A 22,761-nucleotide genomic window follows, 5' to 3' on the forward strand; every position below is an offset into this window, starting at 1 on the left:
CCCGCTGACGGTTACCAGCGGGCCGGTGGCGGCGCCGTCAGGTGGTCGGCGAGCTGGCTCAGGCGGTCGCGGAAGCGGCGCGGGCCGCGCTGCGGGGGCAGGGTGTTCTCGCCCGCGGCGGCGCTGACCAGGTGCTGCACGGTGTCCAGGTCGAGTTCCGCGTCCGGCGTCACCGTCAGGGACTCGTGGACCAGCCCCTGCACCTCGCGGTCGCCGCCGTCCAGGGCGAGCACGGTCGCGCCCGCCCGGCGCGCGTCGTGGACGCGTTCGAGCAGGCCTTCGGCGGGCCGCTCGGGCGCCACCACGAGCAGCGTCTCGCCGCGCCGGGCCGCCTCCAGGCGGCCGAGCCCGACGGACAGATGGGGCGGCCCGCCCGGCTCGACGCGGTGGCGCACCAGCGTCGGGCTCAGCTCCAAAAGGCCCGACCAGGCCGCCTCGTCGGTGAGGTGGGCGGCCAGGTGCCAGGGCTCGTAGCGCTCGGTGCCGACCAGGAGCAGCCCGCCGCCGTGCGGTAAGACGGACGAACGAAGGACGCCCCCGAAGCGGCGGGTGGCCCGCAGCCACTCCGTCCCGGCGAGCACTTCCCGCAGCAGTGCGACCCGTACGGCATCCATGGCCGGCAGCCTGCCGCATCCGGCGCGGCCGCGGGCCGGAACCGGGCTTCGTCATCCGAATGAAGGGCCCCGCTACGGCCGAGTAGGGTCGCCCTCATGACTTCCACTGACAACGCCGGTACCGCATCGAAGCCCGCCGTGAAGGACCCCTGGGAGCTTCCGGACGTCTCCGGCCTCGTCGTCGGCGTGCTGGGCGGCACCGGCGACCAGGGCCGGGGCCTGGCCTACCGGCTGGCCCGGGCCGGCCAGAAGGTGATCATCGGCTCGCGGGCCGCCGAGCGGGCGCGGGCCGCCGCCGACGAGCTCGGCCTCGGCATCGAGGGCGCCGACAACGCCGAGTGCGCGCGGCGCAGCGACATCGTGATCGTGGCCGTGCCGTGGGACGGCCACGCCAAGACGCTGGAGTCGCTGCGCGAGGAGCTGACCGGCAAGCTCGTCGTCGACTGCGTGAACCCGCTCGGCTTCGACAAGCAGGGCGCGTACGCCCTCAAGCCCGAGGAGGGCAGTGCGGCCCAGCAGGCCGCCGCCCTGCTGCCGGACTCCCGGGTGACGGCGGCCTTCCACCACCTCTCCGCGGTGCTGCTCCAGGACGAGTCCGTCGAGGAGATCGACACGGACGTGATGGTGCTCGGCGAGGTGCGCGCCGACACCGACCTCGTGCAGGCGCTGGCCGGCCGGATCCCCGGCATGCGCGGGGTCTTCGCCGGGCGGCTGCGAAACGCCCACCAGGTGGAGTCGCTCGTCGCCAACCTGATCTCGGTGAACCGCCGCTACAAGGCCCACGCGGGGCTGCGGGTCACCGACGTCTGAGGACGCCCGGGCATGGTGGACACTGGACGGGTGGGTGCCGAGGGCACCTGCCCGTCCCTTTCGTTTCGCTCGACCGCAGTGCCGAAAAGCAGCCGTACCCGACAGGAGCCGACCTCCATGCCCCGCCTCGCTCTGTACGCCCTCGTCGTCTGTGTCCTCGCCGTCGCCGCGGCCGTGGTCTCCTTCGCCCAGGGCAGCTGGCTCGGAATCATCTGGGTGCTGCTGGTCGGACTCTCGTCCAACATGTGCTGGTACTACCTGCGCCGGGGGCGCTCGGCTAGCGCTGCGGAGTGAGCGAGAGGTCCGGCCAGAACTGGTAGAGGCTGCGGCCCGTCGCCGCGTCCACGTCGGACACCCCGAGCGCGTCCAGGATCGCGTAGACCAGCCGGAAGAACTCCTGGTTGATCTGGGGGATCCAGAGCATCGCGAACACCGCGAGCAGCCCGAACTGCGCGAACGGCTCGACCTGGCGCCGGGCCGCGTGCGAAAGCCACGGCTCGACGATCCCGTACCCGTCCAGGCCCGGCACCGGCAGGAAGTTAAGGAGCGCCGCCGTCACCTGGAGCAGTGCCAGGAAGGCCAGCGCGCTGCGGAAGTCGGCGGGCACCCCGTCGAGCGCGTGCAGCCAGAACGGGGCCGTGCACACGATCGCGAACAGGACGTTGGTGAGCGGGCCCGCCGCCGAGATCAGGCTGTGCTTCCAGCGGCCCCGGATGCGGCCCCGCTCGATGAACACGGCGCCGCCGGGCAGGCCGATGCCGCCCATGATCACGAAGATCACCGGCAGCACGATCGACAGCAGCGCGTGCGTGTACTTCAGCGGGTTGAGCGTGAGGTAGCCCTTGGCGCCGACCGTGATGTCCCCGCCGTGCAGTGCGGTGCGGGCGTGCGCGTACTCGTGCAGGCACAGCGAGACGACCCAGGCGGACGTCACGAACAGGAACACGGCCAGGCCGCGGGAAGCGGCGTAACTCGTCCACACCGCCCACCCGGAGACCGCCATGACGGCGACGATCCCGAGGAAGACCGGGCTGATCCGCCGGTCGTGGTGGCGGGAGGTTGCGGTGGCCATGCGGTGGGCTCCAGTGGCTGGTGGGACGGTCGAGCGGGACGCGCCCGACCGTACAGGGGCTGAGAGCCCGTGTCTGGATCGCGTCCGGATCGGGCTCGGGCTCCGCGCGTCAAACGTCTCGGGAGCGGGCGGGAGTTCCACCCCCAAGCCCCGGGCCTTGCCGCGTCGATGAGAATGGGGGCGTGCGCTACCGGATTCTCGGCAACACCCAGGTCCACCACCTCGACGGCAGCCCCGTCGCCCTCGGCGGTGCGCGGCTGCGCGCGCTCCTGACGGTGCTCGCGCTGCGGCCGGGCCGGGCCGCCCCGGTGGGCGTCCTCGTCGGCGAGGTGTGGGGCGACGAACCGCCCGCCGACGCCCCGGCCGCGCTGCAGGCGCTGGTCGGCCGGCTGCGCCGGGCACTGGGCCACGACGCGGTCTTCTCCGCGGACAGCGGCGGATACGGGCTCGCGGCCCAGCCCGACGACATCGACCTCCACCGCTTCGAGCGGCTCACCGCCGACGGCGCCCGCGCCCTGGAGGAGGGCGACCCGGCGAAGGCCGTGACCCTGCTCGACGACGCGCTCGCGCTGTGGACGGGCCCCGCGCTCGCCGACCTGCCCGACCCCGGCACCCTCGCCTCGCGCGCCGAGGCCCGCAGGCTCGACGCCCGGCGGCTGAGGCTCGCCGCCGCCCTCGCGCTCGGCCGGGCCGGCGAGACGCTGGCCGAGCTCGCCGCGCTCTGCGGGAGCCACCCGCTCGACGAGCCGCTGCACGCCCTGCGCATCCGCGCGCTGCGGGCGGCGGGCCGCCCCGCCGAGGCGCTCGCCGCGTACGAGAGCGTGCGCACCACGCTCGCCGAGGAGCTCGGCGCCGACCCCGGGCCCGAACTGCGCGCCATCCACGCCGAGTTGCTGAACCCGGCCGCTGTCCCCGCACCCGCCGCCCCGGTGCACGGCAATCTGCGGGCCCGGCTCACCTCCTTCGTCGGGCGCGAGGCCGACCTCGCGGACATCCGCGGCGACCTCGAATCCGCACGCCTCGTCACCCTGCTCGGGCCCGGCGGAGCCGGCAAGACCCGGCTCTCGCAGGAGGCCGCCGACGGCGCCGCGGAGTGCTGGCCGGACGGGGTGTGGCTGGCCGAACTCGCGCCCGTCGACGACCCGGCCGGGGTGCCCGCCGCCGTGCTCACCGCCGTCGGCGCCCGCAAGACGGTGCTGCACTCGGCCGGCGCCGAGGAGCTCAGGGCCGCCGACCGGCACGCCGACGACCCCGTGGTCCGGCTCGCCGAGCACTGCGGGCCGCGCCGCATGCTGCTGCTCCTGGACAACTGCGAGCACGTGATCGGCGCCGCCGCCGAACTCGCCGAGTACCTGCTGGCCCGCTGCCCGCACCTGGTCGTCCTCGCCACCAGCCGCGAACCGCTGGGCGTGCCGGGGGAGTTGGTGCGGCCCGTCGAGCCGCTGCCCGCGCCGTACGCGCTGCGGCTGCTCGCCGAGCGCGGCGCCGCGGCCCGGCCCGGCTTCCGCGTCGAGGACGATCCGGACGCCGCCGCCGAGATCTGCCGCCGCCTTGACGGGCTCCCGCTCGCCATCGAGCTGGCCGCCGCCCGCCTGCGCATGCTGACGCCTCGTCAGATCGCGGACCGCCTGGACGACCGGTTCCGCCTGCTCACCAGCGGCAGCCGCACGGTGCTGCCCCGGCAGCAGACCCTGCGGGCCGTCGTCGACTGGTCCTGGGACCTCCTGGAGGCGCCCGAACGCGCGGTGCTCGGCCGCCTCGCCGTCTTCGCGGGCGGCTGCGACCTGGCGGCGGCCGAGGCGGTGTGCGCCGAGGACGGCGGCCTGGACGCCCCGGACGTGCCCGCCGTGCTCGGCTCCCTCGTCGACAAGTCGCTCGTCGTGGCCGCGCCCGACGACACCGGCGAGATGCGCTACCGGCTGCTCGAAACCGTCGCCGAGTACGCGACGGAGCGGCTCGACGGCGCAGGCGACCGCGCCGCCGCCGAGCGCCGCCACCTCACGCACTACCGCGAATTCGCCCGCCGCACCGACGCCGGGCTGCGCGGCCCCGGGCAGCGGGCCGCGATCGACGCCTTCGAGCGCGAGTACGAGAACCTGCGCACCGCGCTGCGCCGCTGCGTCGCGCTGCGCGACGAGGAGGAGGCGCTCTGCCTGGTGCACGCCCTGCTCTGGTACTGGCAGATGCGCGACCTGCGCGCCGAGTCGCGCCACTGGGCCAAGGAGACGGCGGCGCTCGGGCCCGACCCGTTCGCGCCGCCCGTGACGCCCGCGCCGCCGGTCTACGTCCAGTGCACGGACGCCCCGCCGCCGCTCGACCCCGAGGTGCTCCAGGAAGCGCGGCGCGGCGTGCGGCTCGTCCAACTGGCCGCCATGGACCACGAGATGGACCAGTGGACGACCCCACAGGCCGCCGAACGGCTCCGCGCGATCGTCTCCGCCTACCGCCCCGGCCTGCCGCAGACCTGCCGCATGCCGGGCTCGCTCTGGTTCTTCCCCGTGGTGCTCACCGGCGACCAGGCCCGGCTGAAGGAGGTCCTCGACGCGACCGTCGAGGCCAGTGAGGAGCTCGGCTACGAGTGGGAGCTGGCCGCCGCCCTCCAGATGCGGGCCAACGTCTTGGCCAACCGGACCGAGTGGGCCGGTGACGCGACCGCCGACGCCGACGCCAGCCTCCTCATCTTCCGGCGTCTCGGGGATGCCTGGGGCTCGGCCGAGGCACTGGGTGCCAGGGGCGAGGCGCGCGAGAAGCGGGGCGAATTCGGCCCGGCCGCCGAGGACTACACCGAGGCCCTGCGCTACGCCGAGCAGCTCGGCGCCCAGGCCCAGGTCACCCTCCTCAAGGCGCGGCTCGCCTCCGTCCTCCTGGAGATGGGGGAGGGCGAGCGCGGCGAGGCCATGCTGCGCGAGATCCTCGCCGACGGGAACCGGGCGGGCGTCGAGGCGCGGCCCGCGGCCCGGCTCTTCCTCACCATGTGGCTGGGCCGCACCGGCCGGATCGACGAGGCGCGCGAGCATGCCGAGGTGATGCTGAGGGAGTTCAGCTCCGCCAGCCTCGTCCTGTTCGAGGGGTTCGTCGTGGGTGTACGGGCCTGGCTGGACAACGTGCAGGGCCGGTACGCCGACGGGCTCGCGGGCGCCCTGGTCGCGCTCGACCGAGCCCAGGGGCCGCTCTCGCGGATGGTCGCGCCCGAGATGATCGCCGTCCACATGCTCACCGCGGCCTGCGCGATCGCCGGACTCGGCGGCCACGGCGACGGCGAGGACGCGGCCCGGCTTGTCGGCGCGCACGACGTGCTGCTCCCGGTCGGCCACTTCGTGCCGCCCGTGCAGGTGGAACAGCGGGCCGAGGCCGAGCGGGCCGCTCGCGCCCTGCTCGACGACGGGGCGTACGAGACCGCGTACGCCGAGGGCGGCGGCCTCTCCGTGGAGGAGGCCACCGCCCTCGTGCGACGCGATCGCAAGAACTGACGTACCGTCAGGCTCAGGTGCGCTTGCGGAACTTGGCGACCGCCAGCGGAGCCATCACCAGCGTGATGCCCACCGACCAGGCAAGGGTCATCAGCGCGGAGTGGGCGACGGGGCCGCCGGTCATCAGGCCGCGGGCCGCGTCCGCGAGGTTGGACAGCGGGTTGTAGTCGGTGAAGGACTGCAGCCAGCCCGGCATCGTGGTCGGCTTGGCGAAGATGGACGAACCGAACTGCAGCGGCATCAGCACGAGCATGGCCACTCCCTGGATGGCCTGGACCGTCTTCATGGTGAGTCCGAGCAGGATGAAGATCCACATGAGGGACGCGCCGAACGCCAGCGACAGGCCGACCGCCGCGAGCAGGCCCCACACCGAGGTGCTGATGCTGAGGCCCAGGATGAAGCCCATGATCAGCAGGATCGTGGTGGCCACCAGCATGCGGCCGACCTCGACGACCATCTTGGCGATGAGGACGGACGACCGGGCGATGGGCATCGTCCGGAAGCGGTCCATCACCCCCTTCTTGAAGTCGTCGTTGACGCCGGTGCCGACCGCCATCGCGATGTTGAGGCCCATCATCGCCATCAGACCGGGCACCAGGTAGTTGACGTACGCCTCCTGGTTGCCGCTGCCGAACATCGCGCCGCCGAAGACGTACACGAACAGCAGGATGAAGATGATCGGCATCAGCACGGCGTCGAACATCGACTCCGGGTCGGCCTTGATCTGGAGCATGTTGCGGCGCGCCAGGGCGCCGATGTGGCGCAGGTTCGCGCGCATCCCGATCCGTACGTCGTCGGACCCGGTGGCCCGCCGCGGACGCGAAGGGGTCTGCTGGGCAGGCGCTTCGACAGTGGTGGTGGTGCTCATGCCGCGACCTCCTCGGTCTCACGGTGGATGTCCTGGGCGTCGCCGGTCTTCTGGCCGGTGATGGCCAGGAACACCTCGTCCAGGCTGGGCAGGTGGGTGCCTATGTGGGCGATGCCGTAGCCGCGCGCCCCCAACAGGCCGACCACGGCGGTCAGTTGCTCGTCGCTGAGGATCGGCACGTTGAGCACCCCCTCGTCGGGGATGACCTGGGTGCCCGAGACGCCGTCCAGGCCCGCCTCGGTGACGGCCCGCGCCATCGCGCCCAGCTGCTCGGGGTCGGCGGGCCGGATCTGCAGGGTGCGGCCGCCGACCTTCGCCTTCAGCTCGTTGACCCCGCCGTTGGCGATGACCTTGCCGTGGTCGATGACCGTCAGCTCGCTCGCCAGCTGCTCGGCCTCCTCCATGTACTGCGTGGTGAGCAGCACGGTGGCGCCCTCGGCGACCATGCGCCGCACCTCGTCCCACACCTCGTTGCGGGTGCGCGGGTCCAGGCCCGTGGTCGGCTCGTCCAGGTAGAGGATGGCCGGGTGGCCGATCATGGAGGCGGCCAGGTCGAGCCGGCGGCGCATGCCGCCCGAGTAGGTCATCGCGGGCCGCTTGGCGGCGTCCGTGAGCGAGAAGCGCTCCAGGAGCTCGTCCGCGCGGGTCCGCGAGTCCTTGCGGGACAGGTCGAGCAGCCGGCCGATCATGTACAGGTTCTCGCGGCCGGACAGCTTCTCGTCGACCGAGGCGTACTGCCCGGTCAGGCCGATGGTGCGGCGCAGCTGGCGGGGCTGCTTCACCACGTCGAAGCCGGCGACGGTGGCGCTGCCGGAGTCCGGCACGAGCAGGGTGGACAGGCAGCGTACGAGGGTGGTCTTGCCGGCGCCGTTCGGTCCGAGGACACCGAGCACGGTGCCCTCGCGGACGTCCAGGTCGACGCCGTCCAGCGCCTTGGTGTCGCCGAAGTGCTTCACCAGCCCCCGTACGGAGACGGCGGTGCCGGCGGCGACGCCGGTCCCGCTGTCGATGGGGTTCTTGTCGATTCGCGTCATGTCCATCAAGGTGCCAGCCGCCACCGACAATCCACCGACAGGGCACCGACAGCATGGGGACAACCGGCCTACAGGCGCCTACGGCCCTGTGGACAACCGGGCCCACAGACGACGGACAGCCCGCCGATGGGGGAAGTCGGCGGACTGTCGTCGTGACCGCAGTGGCTAGTGGAAGGTGTGCTCCTCGGCCGGGAACGCCCCGCCGACGACCTCGCCCGCGAAGGCCTTCGCGGCGTCCCCGAGCGACTCGCGCAGGTTCATGTACTGCTTGCTGAAGCGGGGGGTCTTTCCGCTGGTCAGGCCCACCATGTCGGTGTAGACGAGCACCTGCGCGTCGCACTCGACACCCGCGCCGATGCCGACGGTCGGGATGTGCAGGATGCGCGTGACCTCGGCGGCGAGCTCGGCCGGGACCAGCTCCAGGACGATCGCGAAGGCGCCCGCGTCCTGCACCGCCTTGGCGTCGCGCAGCAGCTGGTGCGCCGCCTCGTCGCCCCGGCCCTGCACCCGGTAGCCCAGCGTGTTCACGGACTGCGGGGTGAGGCCGATGTGGCCCATGACCGGGATGCCCGAGTCGACGAGCAGCCGGATCTGCTCGTGGCTGCGCTCGCCGCCCTCCAGCTTGACCGCGCCGACCCCCGCGTCCTTGACCAGGCGCATGGCGCTGCGCAGCGCCTGCACCGGACCCTCCTGGTACGAGCCGAAGGGCAGGTCGGCGACCACGAGGGAGCGCGAGGTGCCCCGTACGACGGCCGCGGAGAGCAGGGTGATCTCGTCCATGGTGACCGGGACGGTCGTCTCGTAACCGAGGTGGCAGTTGCCCATCGAGTCGCCGACCAGGAGGACCGGGATCCCGGCCTCGTCGAAGACGGACGCGGTCATCGCGTCGTAGGCGGTGAGCATGGGCCACTTCTCGCCGCGCGCCTTGGCGGCGGCGATGTCGTGCACGGTGATGCGCCGGGTGCCCTTGCCTCCGTACAGCGCCTTGGGATTGCTGCTGTCGGGTGCCTTGGGGGCAGCCTGAAGTTGTTGCGTCATCGCAACGGCTCCTGTTCGTCATCTCGAAGCGCCCTTACGGCGTCTCCGGACCACATCCATGGTGGCATCCCGTGCCCTGTGCCGGGAAGGGTGTCCCAGGAAGCCGTATCGGCCACGAACACGAACCGGTGTCCGAAAAGCAAAGACCTTGCTATACGAGACGGTCTCGTATCGAAATCGCTCTAGGCTGGACGGCATGTCAACCACGCCTGCCGCGTCCGGCGCCCCGGCCGCACCTCGGATACCCGAAGCCGTCCACCGCCGACGCTGGGCGATCCTCGCCGTCCTGATGCTCAGCCTGCTGATCGTCGTCCTCGACAACTCGATCCTGAACGTCGCCGTCAAGACGATCGCCAGCCCCGCCCCCACCGGCCTCGGCGCCACCCAGAGCGAGCTGGAATGGGCGATCAACGCCTACACGCTGGTCTTCGCCGGGCTGCTCTTCACCTCAGGCCTGCTCGGCGACCGGCTCGGCCGCAAGAAGATCCTGCTCTTCGGCATCACGGTCTTCGGTCTCGGCTCGGTGCTCGCCGCCTTCTCGAACTCGCCGGACCAGCTCATCGCGTTCCGCGCCCTGATGGGCCTCGGCGGCGCCTTCGTGATGCCCGCCACCCTCGCCGTCCTCATGAACGTCTTCGAGCGCGAGGAGCAGCCCAAGGCCATCGGCATCTGGGCCGGCGGCGTCGGCCTCGCCATCGCGATCGGCCCGATCACCGGCGGCGTCCTGCTCCAGCACTTCTGGTGGGGCTCGGTCTTCCTGGTCAACGTGCCGGTCGTGATCATCGCTCTGATCGCGATGGTCGTCCTCGTGCCGGACTCCAGGGACCCCAACCCCGGCAGGCTCGACCCGGTGGGCGTGCTGCTCTCCGTGGTGGGCCTCGTCCTGCTGGTGTACGGCATCATCCACGGCGGCCAGCTGGCGGACTTCACCGATACGACGGTGCTCGCCACGATCCTCGGCGGGGTCGCGGTCCTGGTCGGCTTCGTCCTGTACGAGAAGCGCGTCGACCACCCGGCCATCGACATCGACTACTTCAAGAAGCCGGCGTTCTCGGCCGCCGTCGTCGCCATCGCGCTGACCTTCTTCGCGCTGATGGGCGTGACATTCTTCTCCGTCTTCTACATGCAGAGCGTGCGCGGCTACAGCGCGCTCCAGTCCGGCCTGCTCATCCTGCCGCTCGCCGCCGCTCAGATGATCTTCGCGCCGCGGGCCCGGCTCGTCGTCGACCGGTTCGGCGCCCGGGCCGTCTGCACCGCCGGACTGATCCTGGTGGCGATCGGCCTCGCGGCCTTCGGCCTGTTCGACGCGAACACGCCGATCTGGGTCATGGAGGTCGTGTTCTTCATCCAGGGCGCCGGAATGGCACACATCATGCCGCCCGTCACCGTGTCGATCATGCAGGCGCTGCCGCGCGAGAAGGCAGGTTCGGGCTCGGCCGTCAACAACACCTTCCGCCAGGTCGGCGGCGCACTCGGCGTCGCCGTGCTCGGCTCGCTGCTCTCCACGGTCTACCGCGGTGACATCCAGGGCCACCTCGGCGCGGTCCCCGCAGGGGCGCGCAAGGCGGCCGGCGAATCCATCGAGGCGACCCTCGGCATCGCCGAGAAGATGGGCCCCGCGGGCAAGGCCCTGATCGCCCCGGCCAACGACGCCTTCATCCACGCCATGCACGTCACGGCCCTCGCCTCGTCCGGCGTGGCCCTGCTCGGCGCGGTCGTCGTCGCCCTGTTCCTGCCGCCGAAGCCGCCCGCGGCCCCGGCGCCCAAGGCCGAGGAACGGCCCACCGAGGCCGCGCGCAGCTAGGAGGCCGGGCCTCCGGGACAATCGGCGGGACGGCGAGAAGAAGCGGAGCGGGCGTGACCCTGATGGACAAGCAGCACAAGGCCGGCGAACCACGGCGCGGGCGGCCCCGCTCCGAGGCCGCGGAACGCCAGATCCTGGAAGCCGTGATCAAGCTGCTTGAGGAAGGCGTCTCGCTCGCCGACCTCTCCATCGAACGCATCGCCCGCACCGCGGGCGTCGGCAAGGCCACCATCTACCGGCGCTGGGCCGGCAAGGAGGAGCTGTACGTCGAGGTCGTCCAGTCCATGGAGTCGCCGGCCCCGCCGCTGCCCGGCCACTCCCTGCGCGACGACCTCGTGTGCATGGTGGAGAACGTGCGCCGGCGCAGCGTCGCCAAACAGTCCTCCGCCCTGCTGCACAACGTCTTCGCCCAGATGCAGAGCTATCCCAAGCTCTGGTCGAAGTACCACAGCACCGTCATCGACCCCCGCCGCGAGCTCCTCGACGAGGTGCTGCGGCGGGGCGTCGAGAACGGCGAGCTGCGCGCCGGGCTCGACCTCGACATGGCCGCCGACCTCTTCGTCGCCCCGATGCTGGTGCGCACCATGATGCGGCCCGGCAACGAACTGCCCGGCCCCGAGCTCGCCGCGCGCATCGTGGACGCCGTCCTCGAAGGGCTGCGCCCGCCCCGCTGAATATGCGCGTTGTGTCACAGGGGCCCTGGCTGGGGCCCCGCCCCGGAACCCGCCGCCCCGCCCGGTCGTCCTGCGGGGCGTACGGATGTCGTACGGGCAGTACGGCAGCAGGGAATCCCACCCGTTTTCGCCTAGGGTCGAACGGCGGGGACGATGTGCGGAAACAGCAGTGAGGACAGCGGAATGGCGCGGGCGTACATGACGGAGACGGGCGACGGCAGCGCGGAGGGCGAGCGCACCGGGTCCCGGTTCCGGCGCCTGGTCGGCAACTGGCGGGGCGATCCCGGCATCTGGCGCCGCGGCCTGATCCTCGCGGGGCTCGCCGTGCTGATCGCCCTGGTGATGCTCCTGCACGCCCGGATCCCCAACTCGGTGGGCAACCTCGGCTCGCTCTCAGAAACCTTCCTGCCGTGGCTCGGTGTGTTCCTGCCGGTCCTCCTCGGGCTCGCGCTGTGGCGCCGCTCGGCGACCGCGCTGATCGCGCTGCTGCTTCCGGTGATCGTCTGGCTCAACGTGTTCGGCGGCCTCCTCACCGACAAGCAGGGCTCCGGCGGCAACCTGGTCGTGGCCACCCACAACGTGAACGCCGAGAACGCCGACCCGGCCGGCACCGCCCGCCAGGTCGCCGCCTCCGGCGCGCAGGTCCTGGCCCTGGAGGAGATCCCGGGCGACAAGGTCGAGACGTACAAGAAGGCGCTGGCCGACCTCTACCCGTACCACTCGGTGCAGGGCACGGTGGGCCTCTGGTCCAAGTACGAGCTCAGCGACAGCAGGCCCGTCGACATCAAGATGGGCTGGACGCGCGCGATGCGCTCGACGGTGAAGACCCCGACCGGCGACGTCGCGGTGTACGTCGCCCACATGCCCTCGGTACGGGTCAAGCTGAACGCCGGGTTCACCGCCAACCAGCGCGACAACAGCGCCTACACGCTGGGTGAGGCGATCTCCGCCGAGCCGATCAAGAAGGTGGTCCTGCTCGGCGACCTCAACGGCACGATGAACGACCGCTCCCTGAACAACATCACCGCCCAGATGCGCTCCACCCAGGGCGCCGCGGGCGACGGCTTCGGCTTCACGTGGCCGGCCGCGTTCCCGATGGCCCGCATCGACCAGATCATGGTCAAGGGCATCGAGCCGAAGTCGTCGTGGACCCTTCCGGAGACGCAGAGCGACCATCTGCCGATCGCGGCGCGGCTTCAGGTGTAGCCGCCCGGGCCCCCGGCCTCCGGCAGCTCACCCCAACTCGCGCCAGCGGTTGGTGATGGGCAGCCGGCGGTCCTTGCCGAACCCCTTCGCCGAGATCTTCGTACCCGGCGGATACTGCCGCCGCTTGTACTCCGCCGTGTCCACCATCCGCAGCGTCTTGCCCACCAGCTCCGGGTCGTACCCGGCCGCCACGATCGCGTCCGCGCCCTGGTCCCGGTCGACGTACATCGCCAGGATCGCGTCCAGGACCGGGTAGTCGGGCAGCGAGTCCGTGTCGACCTGGCCCGGGCGGAGCTCGGCGCTGGGGGGCTTGGTGAGGGAGTTCTCCGGGATCGGCGGGGTCTGGCCGCGCTCGGCCGCCGCGCGGTTGCGCCACTCGGCGAGCCGGAACACCGAGGTCTTGTAGACGTCCTTGATCGGCCCGTACGCGCCTGCCGAGTCGCCGTACAGCGTCGAATAGCCCACCGCCAGCTCGGACTTGTTGCCCGGGGCGAGCACGATGTGGCCCTCCTGGTTGGAGAGCGCCATCAGCATCGTGCCGCGCAGCCGCGACTGGAGGTTCTCCTCGGCGAGCCCGGTCAGGCCGAGCGAGCCCATGTAGGCGTCGAACATCGGCTCAATGGGGACGGTGCGGAAGTTCAGCCCGGTGCGCCGCGCCAGCTCGGCCGCGTCGCCCCGGGAGTGGTCCGAGGAGTACTTCGACGGCATGGACACGCCGTATACGTTCGCCGCGCCCAGCGCGTCGCAGGCGATCGCGGCGACCAGCGCCGAGTCGATGCCGCCGGACAGGCCGATCAGGACGGACCGGAAGCCGTTCTTCGCGGCGTACGCGCGCAGGCCCACGACCAGCGCCGAGTAGACCTCCTCCTCGTCGTCGAGCCGCTCGGCGTAACCGCCGGTCAGCTCCGGCTCGTACGCCGGGACCGGCTCGTCGGAGACCACCACGTGGTCGATGCGAAGACCGTCGTCGACCACGCCGGACGGGGCCGGGCCCGCGGCCGGGAGCTCCAGGTCGAGGACGACCGAGCCCTCGCTGAACTGCGGTGCCCGCGCCACGACTTCGCCGCTCGCGTCGACGACGATCGAGTCGCCGTCGAAGACCAGCTCGTCCTGGCCGCCGATGGTCGCCACGTACGCGAGCGTGCAGCCGGCCTCCTGGGCGCGCTTGCGGACCAGGTCGAGCCGGGAGTCGTCCTTGTTCTGCTCGTACGGCGAGGCGTTGATGGAGATCAGGAGCCCCGCGCCCGCCGAGCGGGTGGCCGGGACGCGGCCGCCGTCCTGCCACAGGTCCTCGCAGATGGCGAGGGCCACGTCGATGCCGCGCACCCGCACCACGGGCATGGTGTCGCCCGGCACGAAGTAGCGGAACTCGTCGAACACGCCGTAGTTGGGCAGGTGGTGCTTGGCGAAGGCCAGCACGACCCGGCCGCCGTGCAGCACCGCCGCCGCGTTCTGCGGAGCGCCCGCCGGCTGGCCGAGCCGGGGGCTCGCGACGGGGGAGCGGTCCAGGTACCCGACGACCACGGGGATCTCCCCGAAGCCCTCCGCCGCCAGGCGCGCCGCGAGCGCGGTGAGCGCCTGCCGGGACGCCTCGACGAAGGACGATCTGAGGGCCAGATCCTCGACGGGGTAGCCGGTCAGCATCATCTCGGGGAACGCGACGAGGTGCGCCCCCTGCTCGGCGGAGTGCCGTGTCCAGTGCACGATCGCCTCGGTGTTGCCGGAGATGTCCCCGACGGTCGAGTCGATCTGATTCAGGGCGAGACGTAGTTGAGGCACGCGGCCCAGTGTAATCGTCAATGCGACGCGATGGGGTGGGGAGCGGCGATACGGGGCGCCGTTCGGGGGCGCCCCATGGGCCGGGCGGAGGCTCGGTCAGTGCCCCTCCCACGGCAGGGTCAGTCGGTGACCGGGCTCGGGTCGGTGTCGGTGCCGCTTCCGGTACCTGGGCTGCTTCCCGCGGCGACCGGCCCGCTCCACACCGTCTCGTCGTACTTCAGCGTCTGCGGCCCGATCTGGAAGTCCACGGTCTTGGACCCGGGCGGCATCGAGAAGGCGAACTCGCCCCTGGCGCGGCCGCCCGGCTCCAGGGCGCCCGCGAACATGCTCGTCGCGTGCTCGTCGTCGTATATGGCCTCGACCTCGATGCCGTCCGAGCCGCGCGCGGTCGGCACCGCCGACGTGACGTCGATCGACGCGTCGCTGTCGTTCACGATGGTGACGGTGAAGCGGATCGCCCGGTTGCCCTTGCGATGGCCCGACGCGGACGCGTCCGGCGCGTAAGGGGCCGGCCGGGAGACGGTGACCTGCACGCCGTCCGGGTAGGTGTGCGTCGCCCCGAACGGCTGCGGCTTCTGGGCGGGCGGGGCGCTAGGCGACGGCTTCGGACCGGGCGCCGAGGGCGAGGCGGCGCGCGGCGGCGCCGCGGATATGCCGCCGCCCGCACCCTTGGCGGCGTCCTTCACGAACACCACGGTGACCAGAAGCCCGAAGATCCCGAGCACGGTCGCGACGCCACCGAGCACGCTCCCGGCCAGCGGCACGCCCTTGTTGGTGGCCCGTCTCTCGCGCGCCCGCCGGTGCCCCACGAGCCCGAGGACCACGGCGAGGACTCCGAGCGTGCCCGACAGCCAGAACAGGAAGGGCACGAGCCCGAAGGCCACCCCGAGGACGCCGAGGACCAGGGACGCGGCGCCGAGACCGTTACGGGCCTGCTGCGCGGGGGCCTGCGGCGGACCCGGGCGGCCGGATGACGGCGGCCCCCACTGCGGCTGGCCGGGGGAGTTGACGGGCACGGTCATGGGGAGTCCTTCGGTGATCCATTTTTTCGGATCACCCTACGGCCCGACGTGCGGGACCCCGCCGCCGAGCCGAGGATGGGCGCATGACGACCACGGATGCCTCCGATGAAGAACTCGTCGCGGACGGAGGGACAAAACGGCAGTTCGTCTCGTGGGTGACGCTGGGCCTGATGACGACGGCATCCGTCGCGAGCCTGCGCCCCTCCCCGTCCATGGCCATCTACGGCCTCGCCGCGATCTTCCTCTACCTCCTGCCGGCCCTCGTCTTCCTGCTCCCGACGGCGCTGGTCGGCGCCGAACTCGCCTCGGGCTGGACCGGCGGCATCTACCGCTGGGTGAGCGAGGCGCTGGGCAAACCGCTCGGGTTCCTCGCGGTCTGGTGCCAGTTCGCCATGACGATCGCGTACTACCCGAGCCTGCTCGCGTACGTCGCCTCGACCTTCGCGTACGTCATCAACCCGAAGCTGGCCGAGAACGGGCCGTACGTCGCGATCGTCATCGTCGTCATCTACTGGACCGGCGTGTGGATCTCCTCGCGCGGCACGAAGACGGTCGCGGGGCTGAGCTCTCTGGGGCTCGTCATCGGCACGCTCATCCCGGGCGTGGTCCTGGTCGTCCTCGGCTTCGTCTTCCTCGGCCAGGGCAACCCGTCGGCGGCGCCGATGAGCGCCTCGCACTGGCTGCCGCCGTGGACCGGGCTCGCCAGCCTGGTCCTGATCGTCAACAACTTCCTGTCGTACGCGGGCATGGAGATGAACGGCGTCCATGTGTCCTCGCTGCGCGACCCCAAGCGCGAGTACCCGAAATCGATGTTCCTGGCGACCGGCCTGGTGCTGCTGATCTTCATCCTTCCGGCCCTGGTGATCTCCTGGGTGATGCCGTCGTCGGAGCTGAGCCTGACGGCCGGTCTGATGCAGGCCTTCCAGGCCTTCTTCGGCCACTTCCACATCGGCTGGATGACCAGGGTCGTCGGCGTGATGCTGGTGGCGGCCGCGCTCGGCGGCATGCTGACCTGGCTCGCGGGACCCGCCAAGGGACTGGTGCTGCTTTCGCGCCAGGAGGGCTATCTGCCGCCGGTGTTCCAGCGGTTGAACAAGTACGGCACCCCGCAGAACATCATGGTCGCGCAGGGCGTCATCACCACCCTGATCGGCATCCTGTACGCGTTCAGCGGCGACGTGTCGAGCGCGTACTGGATGTTCTCCGTCATCACCGTCCAGATCTATCTCATCGCCTACCTGCTGATGTTCGTGGCGGTGGTCAGGCTGCGCAGGACCCGGCCCGAGGTGGAGCGGGGGTTCCGGGTGCCCGCGGTCGCGTGGGTCGCGGGCATCGGGTTCGTGGCGTCGGTGGCCGCGCTGTGCATCGGGTTCGTACCGCCGGACCAGTTCGGCAACCAGCCGCTGTGGCGGTACCTGCTGATCGTCGGCGGCGGCCTCCTGGCGCTCGGCATCCTCGCGCCGCTGGCCTTCCTGAAGTTCCGCAAGCCGAGCTGGGTGCATCCGGACCACCAGTAACCGCAGCCGCCCCCGTAACATTGGCCCCACTATGTCCCGCAGTGGTGTGCGAACCCGGCCCGTGGCGGTCCTGCTCGCGCTCGGCGCCCTGGCGTACACGGCCTGGGTCCTTGAGCTCGTCTTCCAGACCGGCCTCGACCCGATCCAGGCGTACGTGAGTGAACTCGCCGCGGCCGACCAGCCGCTGGGCGGCCTCTTCCGCGCCACCGACCTGACGGCGGGACTCCTGGTCCTGGCCGCCGCGGTGTGCGCGCTCTGGCGCTGCGACCGGCGGCGCTGGTCGCTGGCGGGCTGGTCGGGCCTCGCGCTGTTCGGCGCGGCCACGGCGGTCGACTCCCGCCTCCCGCTGAGCTGCGCCCCGACCGCCGACCCGGTGTGCGCGGCCCGCGAAACGGCGGGCCTGGTCCCGGCGACGCACACCGCGCACGCGGTGAGCAGCAGCCTGGCGATGCTGGGAGCGCTGGCCGGCGTGGTGGCCCTCACCGTCGCGGCCCGCCGCTACGGCTGGTGGCCCTGGCTCGCGGCGCGCCTCGGCCCGGCGCTGGTGGCCCTCGAACTGGCCGCCACGGCTTGGACGCTGGCATCGGTGGCGGCCTTCCAGGCGGGCCGCGGCACCTGGGCCCTGGGCGCGGGCCAGCGGCTTCAGGTGCTGGTGGTGGCGGTCTGGCTGGGGGTGCTGGCGGTTTGCGTGGCGCGGGACGGGCGGGCATGGCGTTCCTGAAGGTCGGCGGGGTGCCGCACCACGTCGTGGTCGAGGGGGCCGGGCCGATGGTGGTGCTCAGCGCCGGGCTCGGCATGAGCTGGTTCGACTGGGATCCGGTGGTGCCGCTGCTCACCCCGGACCACACGGTCGTACGCTTCGACCGGCCCGGGCACGGGCTCTCCGGGCCGGCCGTGGTGCCGCCGACCGCCGCGGGGGAGGCGCACCGGATCGCGGGGCTGCTCGACGCGCTGGGTGCGGCCGGTCCGGTGACGGTGGTCGGCCACTCCATCGCGGGGTTCCATGCGGAGGCCTTCGCGCGGCTGTACCCGGCCCGTACGGCGGGCCTCGTCCTGGTCGACTCCAGCATCGAGGAGGTGGCGCGCCCTCCGGCCGCCCCGGGTTTGCGGCTCGCCTTCGCGCGGGCGGTGGGGGCGGCGCTGTGCGGCACGGGAGTGCCCGCCGCGCTCGGCCCCGCGGTCCGCCGGGCCACGGTCCGCGCCTCCCGCACGGGCGGGGGCGATCCGGCCCCGCGCGCCTTGGTACGGAGCTGCTACGGCACGTCGCGGGTGCTGCGCGGAATGATCCTGGAGAACGCGCGGTACGGGGCGGTGGCGGCGGAACTCCTGTCCCTGCGGCGCCGGTTGAGCCTCCCGGCGGCACCGGTCACCGTGCTGGCGGGCGGCGCCGGTGGCGAGGCCTGGATCCACCGCCAGCGCGGCCTGGCGGCGACGCTGGGTGCGCGCTTCCAACTCGCGTCGGCTGCGGGCCACTTGGTGATGCTGGACGACCCGGGGGCGGTGGCGCGAGCGGTACGCCCTGGGTAACCGGCGCCCTGGGGCTCCGCCCCAGACCCCGAAGGCCCCCACCCCGCCCCTTCCCGAGACCCTCCGGGGGTGTAGGTGGGTGACGGTGGCTTCTGGGGCTCCGCCCCAGACCCCGTTCGCGCCTGAACGGCGCTCGTCCTCAAACGCCGGACGGGCTGAGAATGTCCATGCGGACCAGCATCAATACTGGTGAGGGGCGCGGGGAACTGCGCGAGCAACCACGCACGGTCCGCAGCCGACCCACCCCCGGAGGGGCTCGGGAAGGGGCGGGGTGGGGAAACGCAGAACCCCGCCCCCGGCCAGCGCGTGGCCGAGGGCGGGGTGGGACCCCGGTGAAGGGGTCAGCGGCGGAACGGGAAGCCGTACGACGCCACGTAACCCGGCGCGGGCGAACCCACACCCGTCACGTCGTCGTACCCCTTCGTCGCGGACAGCGAGCTGTCCTTGCCGAGCGATCGGACCGACGTCAGCAGGCCGCCCGACGCGTCCACGCTGTTCGCGAAGTCGACACGCGCGACCGCGAGGTCACGCTTCGCACCCAGCGGGTGGTCCGTCACGTCGTGGAAGAGCGGCGAGCCGAAGCGCGCGTAGATCGACGGGTTCGCGAACCCGATCGGGAAGTGCTGGGCCTGCTGGGCCAGCGCCTGGATGCCCGCGGTGACCGGGGCGGCGAGCGAGGTGCCGCCGATGCGGTACTCGTCGTACTTCACCGACTTGTCGGGCCAGGTCTGCGTCTGGCCCACCAGGAAGCCGGTGTTGGGGTCGGCCACGGCCGCGATGTCCGGAACCGTGCGCATCCGGGTCGCGCCGTTCGCCTTCGCCAGCGAGTCCGGCACGATGCCGTGCTGGTAGAACGGCTGCTTCACGGTGGAGCTGGTGCCGCCGCCCGCGCCGCCGGTGTAGGCGCCGGGGAAGTTCGTCCAGCTCTTGCCGTCCGCGGCGAGGGCGGCCTTCTCGGTGCCCCAGCCGGTCTCGAACTGGTACTTGTCGTTCTTGCCGACCGCCAGCGAGGTGCCGCCGACCGCCGTCACCCAAGCCGAGTTGGCCGGGGTGTCGACCTGCTTCTTGCCGGTGTTGGCGACCTCGTCGCCGTTGTCGCCGGAGGAGAAGTAGAAGCCGATGCCCTCGATCGCGCCGAGCTTGAACGTCTGGTCGTACGCCGCCGCGATGTCCGGGGTCTCGTTGGCCTCGATGTCGCCCCACGAGTTGGAGACGATGTCGGCGAGCCGCTTGTCGACGACCTTGTTGAGGGCGTCGAGCAGATCCGGGTCGTTGCAGGACGCGCCGCCCACGTACACGATGTTCGCGTCGGGCGCGACCGCGTGCACGGCCTCGACGTCCAGGGACTCCTCGCCGTACCAGCCGGACGCCTTGCAGTCGTCCACGCTGTTGTAGGCCGCCGGAAGGACCTCGGTGTACTGGCCCTTCTTGTAGGCCTTGTCACCATTGCGCTTGGCGTACTGGGCCGCGTCCGACGCCATGGTCGGCGAGGCGTACGCGTCGGTGATCGCGACGGTCACGCCCTTGCCGGTGTACTTGCCCGCGCCGTACGCGGCCCGCAGCTGCTGGCCGGTGTAGCCGTGCACGGCGTACGGAACCTTCGTGCCGTACGCGTCCGGCAGCGTCTTGGCGACGTTCTGGCCGTAGTAGCTGGAGGACGGACCCGCGTTGCGGAAGCCGGCGCCCGGCCCCGGCAGGGTGTCCTCGTGCGTCGACTGGTGCGGCGCGTTGTCCAGGCCGGTCACCGTCAGAACGGCGCCCGCGAGCGCGTTCGGCGCGGACGCGGCCTTGGACGGGGCGTGGTAAGTCCGGCCGCTCTTGCGGTAGTTGTGCAGCTGCGTGGCGAACGCCTTCTGCGCCGCCGCAACGTCACCGGACACCGATATGTAGTGCTGGGTGGAGCCCGTGATGGTCAGTCCGGACGACTTCAGCCACTTGGTGACCGCGTCGATCTGCTCCTGGGTGGCGCCGAAGCGCTGCTGCGCCTGGTCGGCGCCGAGGTACTTGCCGTACGACGCCGACTGCGGGTCGGACACGGCCGCGGCGTACGCGTCGAGGCCCTTCGCGTCCCGCCCGGCGAGGTACACCCGGGCGTTGACCTTGGTTGCTGCGGCGGTGGCACCCTGGTCGGCGGAGCCGGTGGCCCAGACGGGCTGGGTGCCCGCGAGGGCCGCCCGTCCGCTCGGGACCGGATCGGCCGCCTGGGCGGACGGTATGCCGAGGGCGAGCGCGCCGGCGAGCAAAGGCAGTGTCGCTGCCATGCTCACACCGGCGCGCCGCCTGGCGCGGCTGGTTCTCATGTAACCCCCTGCGTGAGGTCTTCGCATGCTGTACGTGCGCTGTCTGATGCGCGCACGTAATGCGTCACTCTTGTCAGGAACAGTTCATGCGGGGGGCATGTGATCGCCAAGAAACGCCAAAGAGCGTTTACTGACGGCCAGTTGGGTCGTCAGTCGGTACGTGCCGTAGCGCCCCTCTTCTTCAGCATTTGTGCCATCAAGTCGATTTCCGACTGCTGCGCGTCGACCATGCCCTGCGCCAACCGCTTCTCCGGTCCCACCGTGCAGCGCTCGACACAGCCCTGAGCCATGTGGATGCCGCCCTTGTGGTGCTCGGTCATCAGCTGGAGGTAGAGCACCTCGGCGTCCCTGCCGCTGAGCTTGCGCAGCTTGTCCAGATCGGTGTTGGTGGCCATGCCGGGCATCAGCGCGCCGTCGGCGCCCGGCTCCATGCCCGTGCCCATCCACGCCATCGGCAGCTGGGACGCCTCGTTCTTCGGCAGCCCCCACAGGTCCAGCCAGCCGAGCATCATGCCCCGCTGGTTGGCCTGAGTGTTGGCGATGTCGTACGCGAGGCGCCGTACCTCCTCGTCCGAGGTGCGGTCGCGCACGACGAAGGACATCTCCACCGCCTGCTGGTGGTGCGTCGACATGTCGCGCGCGAACCCCGCGTCCGCCGAAGTGGCCGTCGGCGTACGGGACTTGGCCTCGGCGGTGGCCCGGCTGCCGCCGGAGGAGACGAGCACGGCGGCCGCCGCGAACACCATCGCGAGGGCGAGCGCGGCCGCGAGCCCCCAGTAGCGGCGGATCACTGCTCGCCCAGCCCGCCCGTGCACGGGGCACCTGGCTCGGGCGTCTGCGGACCCTGCACGTACTTGGTGAAGAACTCGCTCACCCGGGGATCGTCCGCGCCGTTCACGGTGACCTGCTTGCCCCAGGCGCTCAGCATGATCGCCCCGGCCTGGTCCTTGTACGGGCTCATCAGCGAGTACGGCGTCTTCGACACCTTGTCGGCGAGCTTCTTCACATCGGCGGCCGACGCCTTGTCGGTGTACGTCACCCACACCGCGCCATGTTCCAGGGAGTGCACGGCGTTCATGTCGGGGACCTGCTTGGAGTAGACGTCGCCCCCGCAGTTCATCCACACCTGGTCGTGGTCGCCGCCCACCGGCGGCTTCATCGGGTAATTCACCTTGGTGGTCACGTGGTTGCGGGTCAGCTTCTTGGGATCCCAGTCCTTCTCGCCCGCGATCTGAGCCTTGGCGTCGGTGCCGCCCTGAGCCTGAGCTTCCGTCTGCGTCTTGTCGGCGGCCTTGCTGCCGCTGTCGCCCGACTTGCCGAACTCGTACACGCCGAATCCGACCAGGCCCGCGACCGCGACGACGGCGGCGGTGACCGAGGAGATCACCACGATCCTGCCGCGCCGCTGCCGGGCCTGCTCGACGCGGCGCAGCTCCTCTATACGCGCTCTGCGGGAGGTGTTGGGGTCGTCCTGAATGGCCATGTGTCCGTAACGTCCTTCTGGGGATGGGGAGTTGAGGGCAGGAGCAGCCGAGCGTGGCTGCGGTGCCCCCTAGGTCCGCAGCACCTGAAGGACGTGCAGGTCCGGCGCGCGCGGCCGGGCCCCGAACCGTACGGGGGCGGCGCCCGCGCGGGGCGTCACCGGGCGTACGTCATGAACCGCGGCCGGGGCCGGCGCGTCCGTCGGGGGTGTGGTGAGCACGGCCGGGCCGGTGTGCGGGAAGAGCCCGCAGTCGCCCTGTTCGTACGGGCAGACGTACCGCGCGGACCCGTCGGCCGTCGGGCCGATGGGGGTCCCCCCTGCTCGAACGAAGTTGAGAGCTTGGGGGAGGCGGGCCGGGCTCTCGCCGCCGCCCGCCGCGAGGCAGATGAAGAGCGCGGCGAGCAGCGTCGCCATGGCACTCAGCAGCGCCACGGGACGCGTGATGCGCGTGAGCCGCACTCCCCCCATGGGCGCAGATGGTAGGGGAGGGAGTGCGGCTCACGGCAGGCCGGGTGCCTCACCGGCCGAAAACAGCGGGCACGA

The 22,761-nt window shown here is 71.9% G+C and carries 20 protein-coding genes; 9 read left to right on the forward strand and 11 right to left on the reverse strand.

From position 1 onward, the window contains the following. Positions 1 to 11: 11 nt before the first annotated feature. On the reverse strand, positions 12 to 614 hold the full coding sequence (locus OHA17_RS28150) for a hypothetical protein (protein WP_406508882.1): 603 nt from the start codon (positions 612 to 614) through the stop codon (positions 12 to 14). Positions 615 to 710: 96 nt separating this feature from the next. Between OHA17_RS28150 and npdG the strand changes: the two genes are divergently transcribed. Both npdG and OHA17_RS28160 read left to right on the forward strand, forming a co-directional pair. Next, positions 711 to 1,424, forward strand: a complete 714-nt coding sequence (npdG, locus tag OHA17_RS28155; RefSeq protein WP_406508883.1) for an NADPH-dependent F420 reductase — start codon at positions 711 to 713, stop codon at positions 1,422 to 1,424. A gap of 117 nt (positions 1,425 to 1,541) precedes the next feature. After that, complete coding sequence (locus OHA17_RS28160) at positions 1,542 to 1,718, forward strand: hypothetical protein (protein WP_199826850.1); 177 nt, start codon at positions 1,542 to 1,544, stop codon at positions 1,716 to 1,718. Here OHA17_RS28160 and OHA17_RS28165 read toward each other — a convergent pair. Beyond that, positions 1,702 to 2,496, reverse strand: coding sequence for a site-2 protease family protein (locus OHA17_RS28165; RefSeq protein ID WP_406508884.1), 795 nt, complete (start codon positions 2,494 to 2,496; stop codon positions 1,702 to 1,704). The two genes, OHA17_RS28160 and OHA17_RS28165, sit on opposite strands and share 17 nt — an antisense overlap. Positions 2,497 to 2,678: 182 nt before the next feature. On the opposite strand from OHA17_RS28165, the gene OHA17_RS28170 reads away from it, so the two are divergent. Then, positions 2,679 to 5,966 carry a BTAD domain-containing putative transcriptional regulator gene (locus tag OHA17_RS28170; protein WP_406508885.1) on the forward strand — a complete coding sequence of 1,096 codons (3,288 nt, stop codon included), beginning with the start codon at positions 2,679 to 2,681 and terminating at the stop codon, positions 5,964 to 5,966. Between the two features lie 13 nt (positions 5,967 to 5,979). Here OHA17_RS28170 and OHA17_RS28175 read toward each other — a convergent pair whose 3' ends face one another. The 3 genes from OHA17_RS28175 to panB all read right to left on the reverse strand — a co-directional run bounded on the left by OHA17_RS28175 (position 5,980) and on the right by panB (position 8,906). Next, on the reverse strand, positions 5,980 to 6,834 hold the full coding sequence (locus OHA17_RS28175; protein WP_406508886.1) for an ABC transporter permease: 855 nt from the start codon (positions 6,832 to 6,834) through the stop codon (positions 5,980 to 5,982). Continuing rightward, entirely contained in the window at positions 6,831 to 7,868 is a 1,038-nt protein-coding gene (locus OHA17_RS28180) for an ATP-binding cassette domain-containing protein (RefSeq protein WP_406508887.1), read from the reverse strand. Before OHA17_RS28180 ends, OHA17_RS28175 begins: the two co-directional genes overlap by 4 nt. Before the next feature lie 165 nt (positions 7,869 to 8,033). Next, positions 8,034 to 8,906, reverse strand: coding sequence for a 3-methyl-2-oxobutanoate hydroxymethyltransferase (gene panB / locus OHA17_RS28185; RefSeq protein ID WP_406508888.1), 873 nt, complete (start codon positions 8,904 to 8,906; stop codon positions 8,034 to 8,036). A gap of 196 nt (positions 8,907 to 9,102) precedes the next feature. Here panB and OHA17_RS28190 point away from each other — a divergent pair, with 196 nt between their 5' ends. The 3 genes from OHA17_RS28190 (at position 9,103) to OHA17_RS28200 (ending at position 12,590) form a co-directional block, all read left to right on the forward strand. Continuing rightward, positions 9,103 to 10,710, forward strand: coding sequence for an MFS transporter (locus OHA17_RS28190; RefSeq protein ID WP_406508889.1), 1,608 nt, complete (start codon positions 9,103 to 9,105; stop codon positions 10,708 to 10,710). Between the two features lie 62 nt (positions 10,711 to 10,772). Further along, positions 10,773 to 11,384: a TetR/AcrR family transcriptional regulator gene (locus OHA17_RS28195; protein WP_406510832.1), complete on the forward strand. Its 612-nt coding sequence runs from the start codon at positions 10,773 to 10,775 to the stop codon at positions 11,382 to 11,384. Positions 11,385 to 11,567: 183 nt separating this feature from the next. Then, the gene (locus tag OHA17_RS28200) at positions 11,568 to 12,590 is read left to right on the forward strand and encodes an endonuclease/exonuclease/phosphatase family protein (protein WP_406508890.1); all 1,023 of its coding nucleotides are present in this window, start codon (positions 11,568 to 11,570) and stop codon (positions 12,588 to 12,590) included. Between the two features lie 27 nt (positions 12,591 to 12,617). Here the strand turns inward: OHA17_RS28200 and OHA17_RS28205 are convergent, their stop codons facing one another. Both OHA17_RS28205 and OHA17_RS28210 read right to left on the reverse strand, forming a co-directional pair. Beyond that, complete coding sequence (locus tag OHA17_RS28205) at positions 12,618 to 14,369, reverse strand: NAD+ synthase (protein WP_406508891.1); 1,752 nt, start codon at positions 14,367 to 14,369, stop codon at positions 12,618 to 12,620. A 119-nt stretch (positions 14,370 to 14,488) separates the two neighbouring features. Then, complete coding sequence (locus OHA17_RS28210) at positions 14,489 to 15,391, reverse strand: DUF4190 domain-containing protein (RefSeq protein WP_406508892.1); 903 nt, start codon at positions 15,389 to 15,391, stop codon at positions 14,489 to 14,491. An 83-nt stretch (positions 15,392 to 15,474) separates the two neighbouring features. Here OHA17_RS28210 and OHA17_RS28215 point away from each other — a divergent pair, with 83 nt between their 5' ends. From OHA17_RS28215 to OHA17_RS28225, 3 genes are read left to right on the forward strand one after another with little or no spacing between them, the layout of a single operon-like run. Next, complete coding sequence (locus tag OHA17_RS28215) at positions 15,475 to 16,908, forward strand: APC family permease (protein ID WP_406508893.1); 1,434 nt, start codon at positions 15,475 to 15,477, stop codon at positions 16,906 to 16,908. Positions 16,909 to 16,939: 31 nt separating this feature from the next. Continuing rightward, entirely contained in the window at positions 16,940 to 17,629 is a 690-nt protein-coding gene (locus OHA17_RS28220; protein ID WP_406508894.1) for a DUF998 domain-containing protein, read from the forward strand. After that, complete coding sequence (locus OHA17_RS28225) at positions 17,617 to 18,435, forward strand: alpha/beta fold hydrolase (protein ID WP_406508895.1); 819 nt, start codon at positions 17,617 to 17,619, stop codon at positions 18,433 to 18,435. Before OHA17_RS28220 ends, OHA17_RS28225 begins: the two co-directional genes overlap by 13 nt. 341 nt (positions 18,436 to 18,776) lie before the next feature. On the opposite strand, the gene OHA17_RS28230 is transcribed toward OHA17_RS28225, so the two are convergent. The 4 genes from OHA17_RS28230 to OHA17_RS28245 form a co-directional block, all read right to left on the reverse strand. After that, a complete protein-coding gene (locus OHA17_RS28230; protein WP_406508896.1) occupies positions 18,777 to 20,696 on the reverse strand; it encodes a protease pro-enzyme activation domain-containing protein in 1,920 nt (639 codons plus the stop codon). A gap of 188 nt (positions 20,697 to 20,884) precedes the next feature. Then, positions 20,885 to 21,526, reverse strand: a complete 642-nt coding sequence (locus OHA17_RS28235) for a DUF305 domain-containing protein (protein ID WP_406508897.1) — start codon at positions 21,524 to 21,526, stop codon at positions 20,885 to 20,887. Continuing rightward, positions 21,523 to 22,218 carry a DUF3105 domain-containing protein gene (locus OHA17_RS28240; protein WP_406508898.1) on the reverse strand — a complete coding sequence of 232 codons (696 nt, stop codon included), beginning with the start codon at positions 22,216 to 22,218 and terminating at the stop codon, positions 21,523 to 21,525. Before OHA17_RS28240 ends, OHA17_RS28235 begins: the two co-directional genes overlap by 4 nt. Before the next feature lie 69 nt (positions 22,219 to 22,287). Further along, a complete protein-coding gene (locus tag OHA17_RS28245; protein ID WP_406508899.1) occupies positions 22,288 to 22,686 on the reverse strand; it encodes a hypothetical protein in 399 nt (132 codons plus the stop codon). Between the last annotated feature and the right edge of the window lie 75 nt (positions 22,687 to 22,761).

It is taken from the genome of Streptomyces sp. NBC_00212 (assembly GCF_045206365.1).
Classification (GTDB): domain Bacteria; phylum Actinomycetota; class Actinomycetes; order Streptomycetales; family Streptomycetaceae; genus Streptomyces.

What these genes read in the sequence shown, in the direction of transcription:
- OHA17_RS28150 (WP_406508882.1), bottom strand. Translation starts at nt 614, where the DNA reads ATGGATGCCGTACGGGTCGCACTGCTGCGGGAAGTGCTCGCCGGGACG.
- npdG (WP_406508883.1), top strand. Translation starts at nt 711, where the DNA reads ATGACTTCCACTGACAACGCCGGTACCGCATCGAAGCCCGCCGTGAAG.
- OHA17_RS28160 (WP_199826850.1), top strand. Translation starts at nt 1,542, where the DNA reads ATGCCCCGCCTCGCTCTGTACGCCCTCGTCGTCTGTGTCCTCGCCGTC.
- OHA17_RS28165 (WP_406508884.1), bottom strand. Translation starts at nt 2,496, where the DNA reads ATGGCCACCGCAACCTCCCGCCACCACGACCGGCGGATCAGCCCGGTC.
- OHA17_RS28175 (WP_406508886.1), bottom strand. Translation starts at nt 6,834, where the DNA reads ATGAGCACCACCACCACTGTCGAAGCGCCTGCCCAGCAGACCCCTTCG.
- OHA17_RS28180 (WP_406508887.1), bottom strand. Translation starts at nt 7,868, where the DNA reads ATGACGCGAATCGACAAGAACCCCATCGACAGCGGGACCGGCGTCGCC.
- panB (WP_406508888.1), bottom strand. Translation starts at nt 8,906, where the DNA reads ATGACGCAACAACTTCAGGCTGCCCCCAAGGCACCCGACAGCAGCAAT.
- OHA17_RS28190 (WP_406508889.1), top strand. Translation starts at nt 9,103, where the DNA reads ATGTCAACCACGCCTGCCGCGTCCGGCGCCCCGGCCGCACCTCGGATA.
- OHA17_RS28195 (WP_406510832.1), top strand. Translation starts at nt 10,773, where the DNA reads ATGGACAAGCAGCACAAGGCCGGCGAACCACGGCGCGGGCGGCCCCGC.
- OHA17_RS28200 (WP_406508890.1), top strand. Translation starts at nt 11,568, where the DNA reads ATGGCGCGGGCGTACATGACGGAGACGGGCGACGGCAGCGCGGAGGGC.
- OHA17_RS28210 (WP_406508892.1), bottom strand. Translation starts at nt 15,391, where the DNA reads ATGACCGTGCCCGTCAACTCCCCCGGCCAGCCGCAGTGGGGGCCGCCG.
- OHA17_RS28215 (WP_406508893.1), top strand. Translation starts at nt 15,475, where the DNA reads ATGACGACCACGGATGCCTCCGATGAAGAACTCGTCGCGGACGGAGGG.
- OHA17_RS28220 (WP_406508894.1), top strand. Translation starts at nt 16,940, where the DNA reads ATGTCCCGCAGTGGTGTGCGAACCCGGCCCGTGGCGGTCCTGCTCGCG.
- OHA17_RS28225 (WP_406508895.1), top strand. Translation starts at nt 17,617, where the DNA reads ATGGCGTTCCTGAAGGTCGGCGGGGTGCCGCACCACGTCGTGGTCGAG.
- OHA17_RS28230 (WP_406508896.1), bottom strand. Translation starts at nt 20,696, where the DNA reads ATGGCAGCGACACTGCCTTTGCTCGCCGGCGCGCTCGCCCTCGGCATA.
- OHA17_RS28240 (WP_406508898.1), bottom strand. Translation starts at nt 22,218, where the DNA reads ATGGCCATTCAGGACGACCCCAACACCTCCCGCAGAGCGCGTATAGAG.
- OHA17_RS28245 (WP_406508899.1), bottom strand. Translation starts at nt 22,686, where the DNA reads ATGGGGGGAGTGCGGCTCACGCGCATCACGCGTCCCGTGGCGCTGCTG.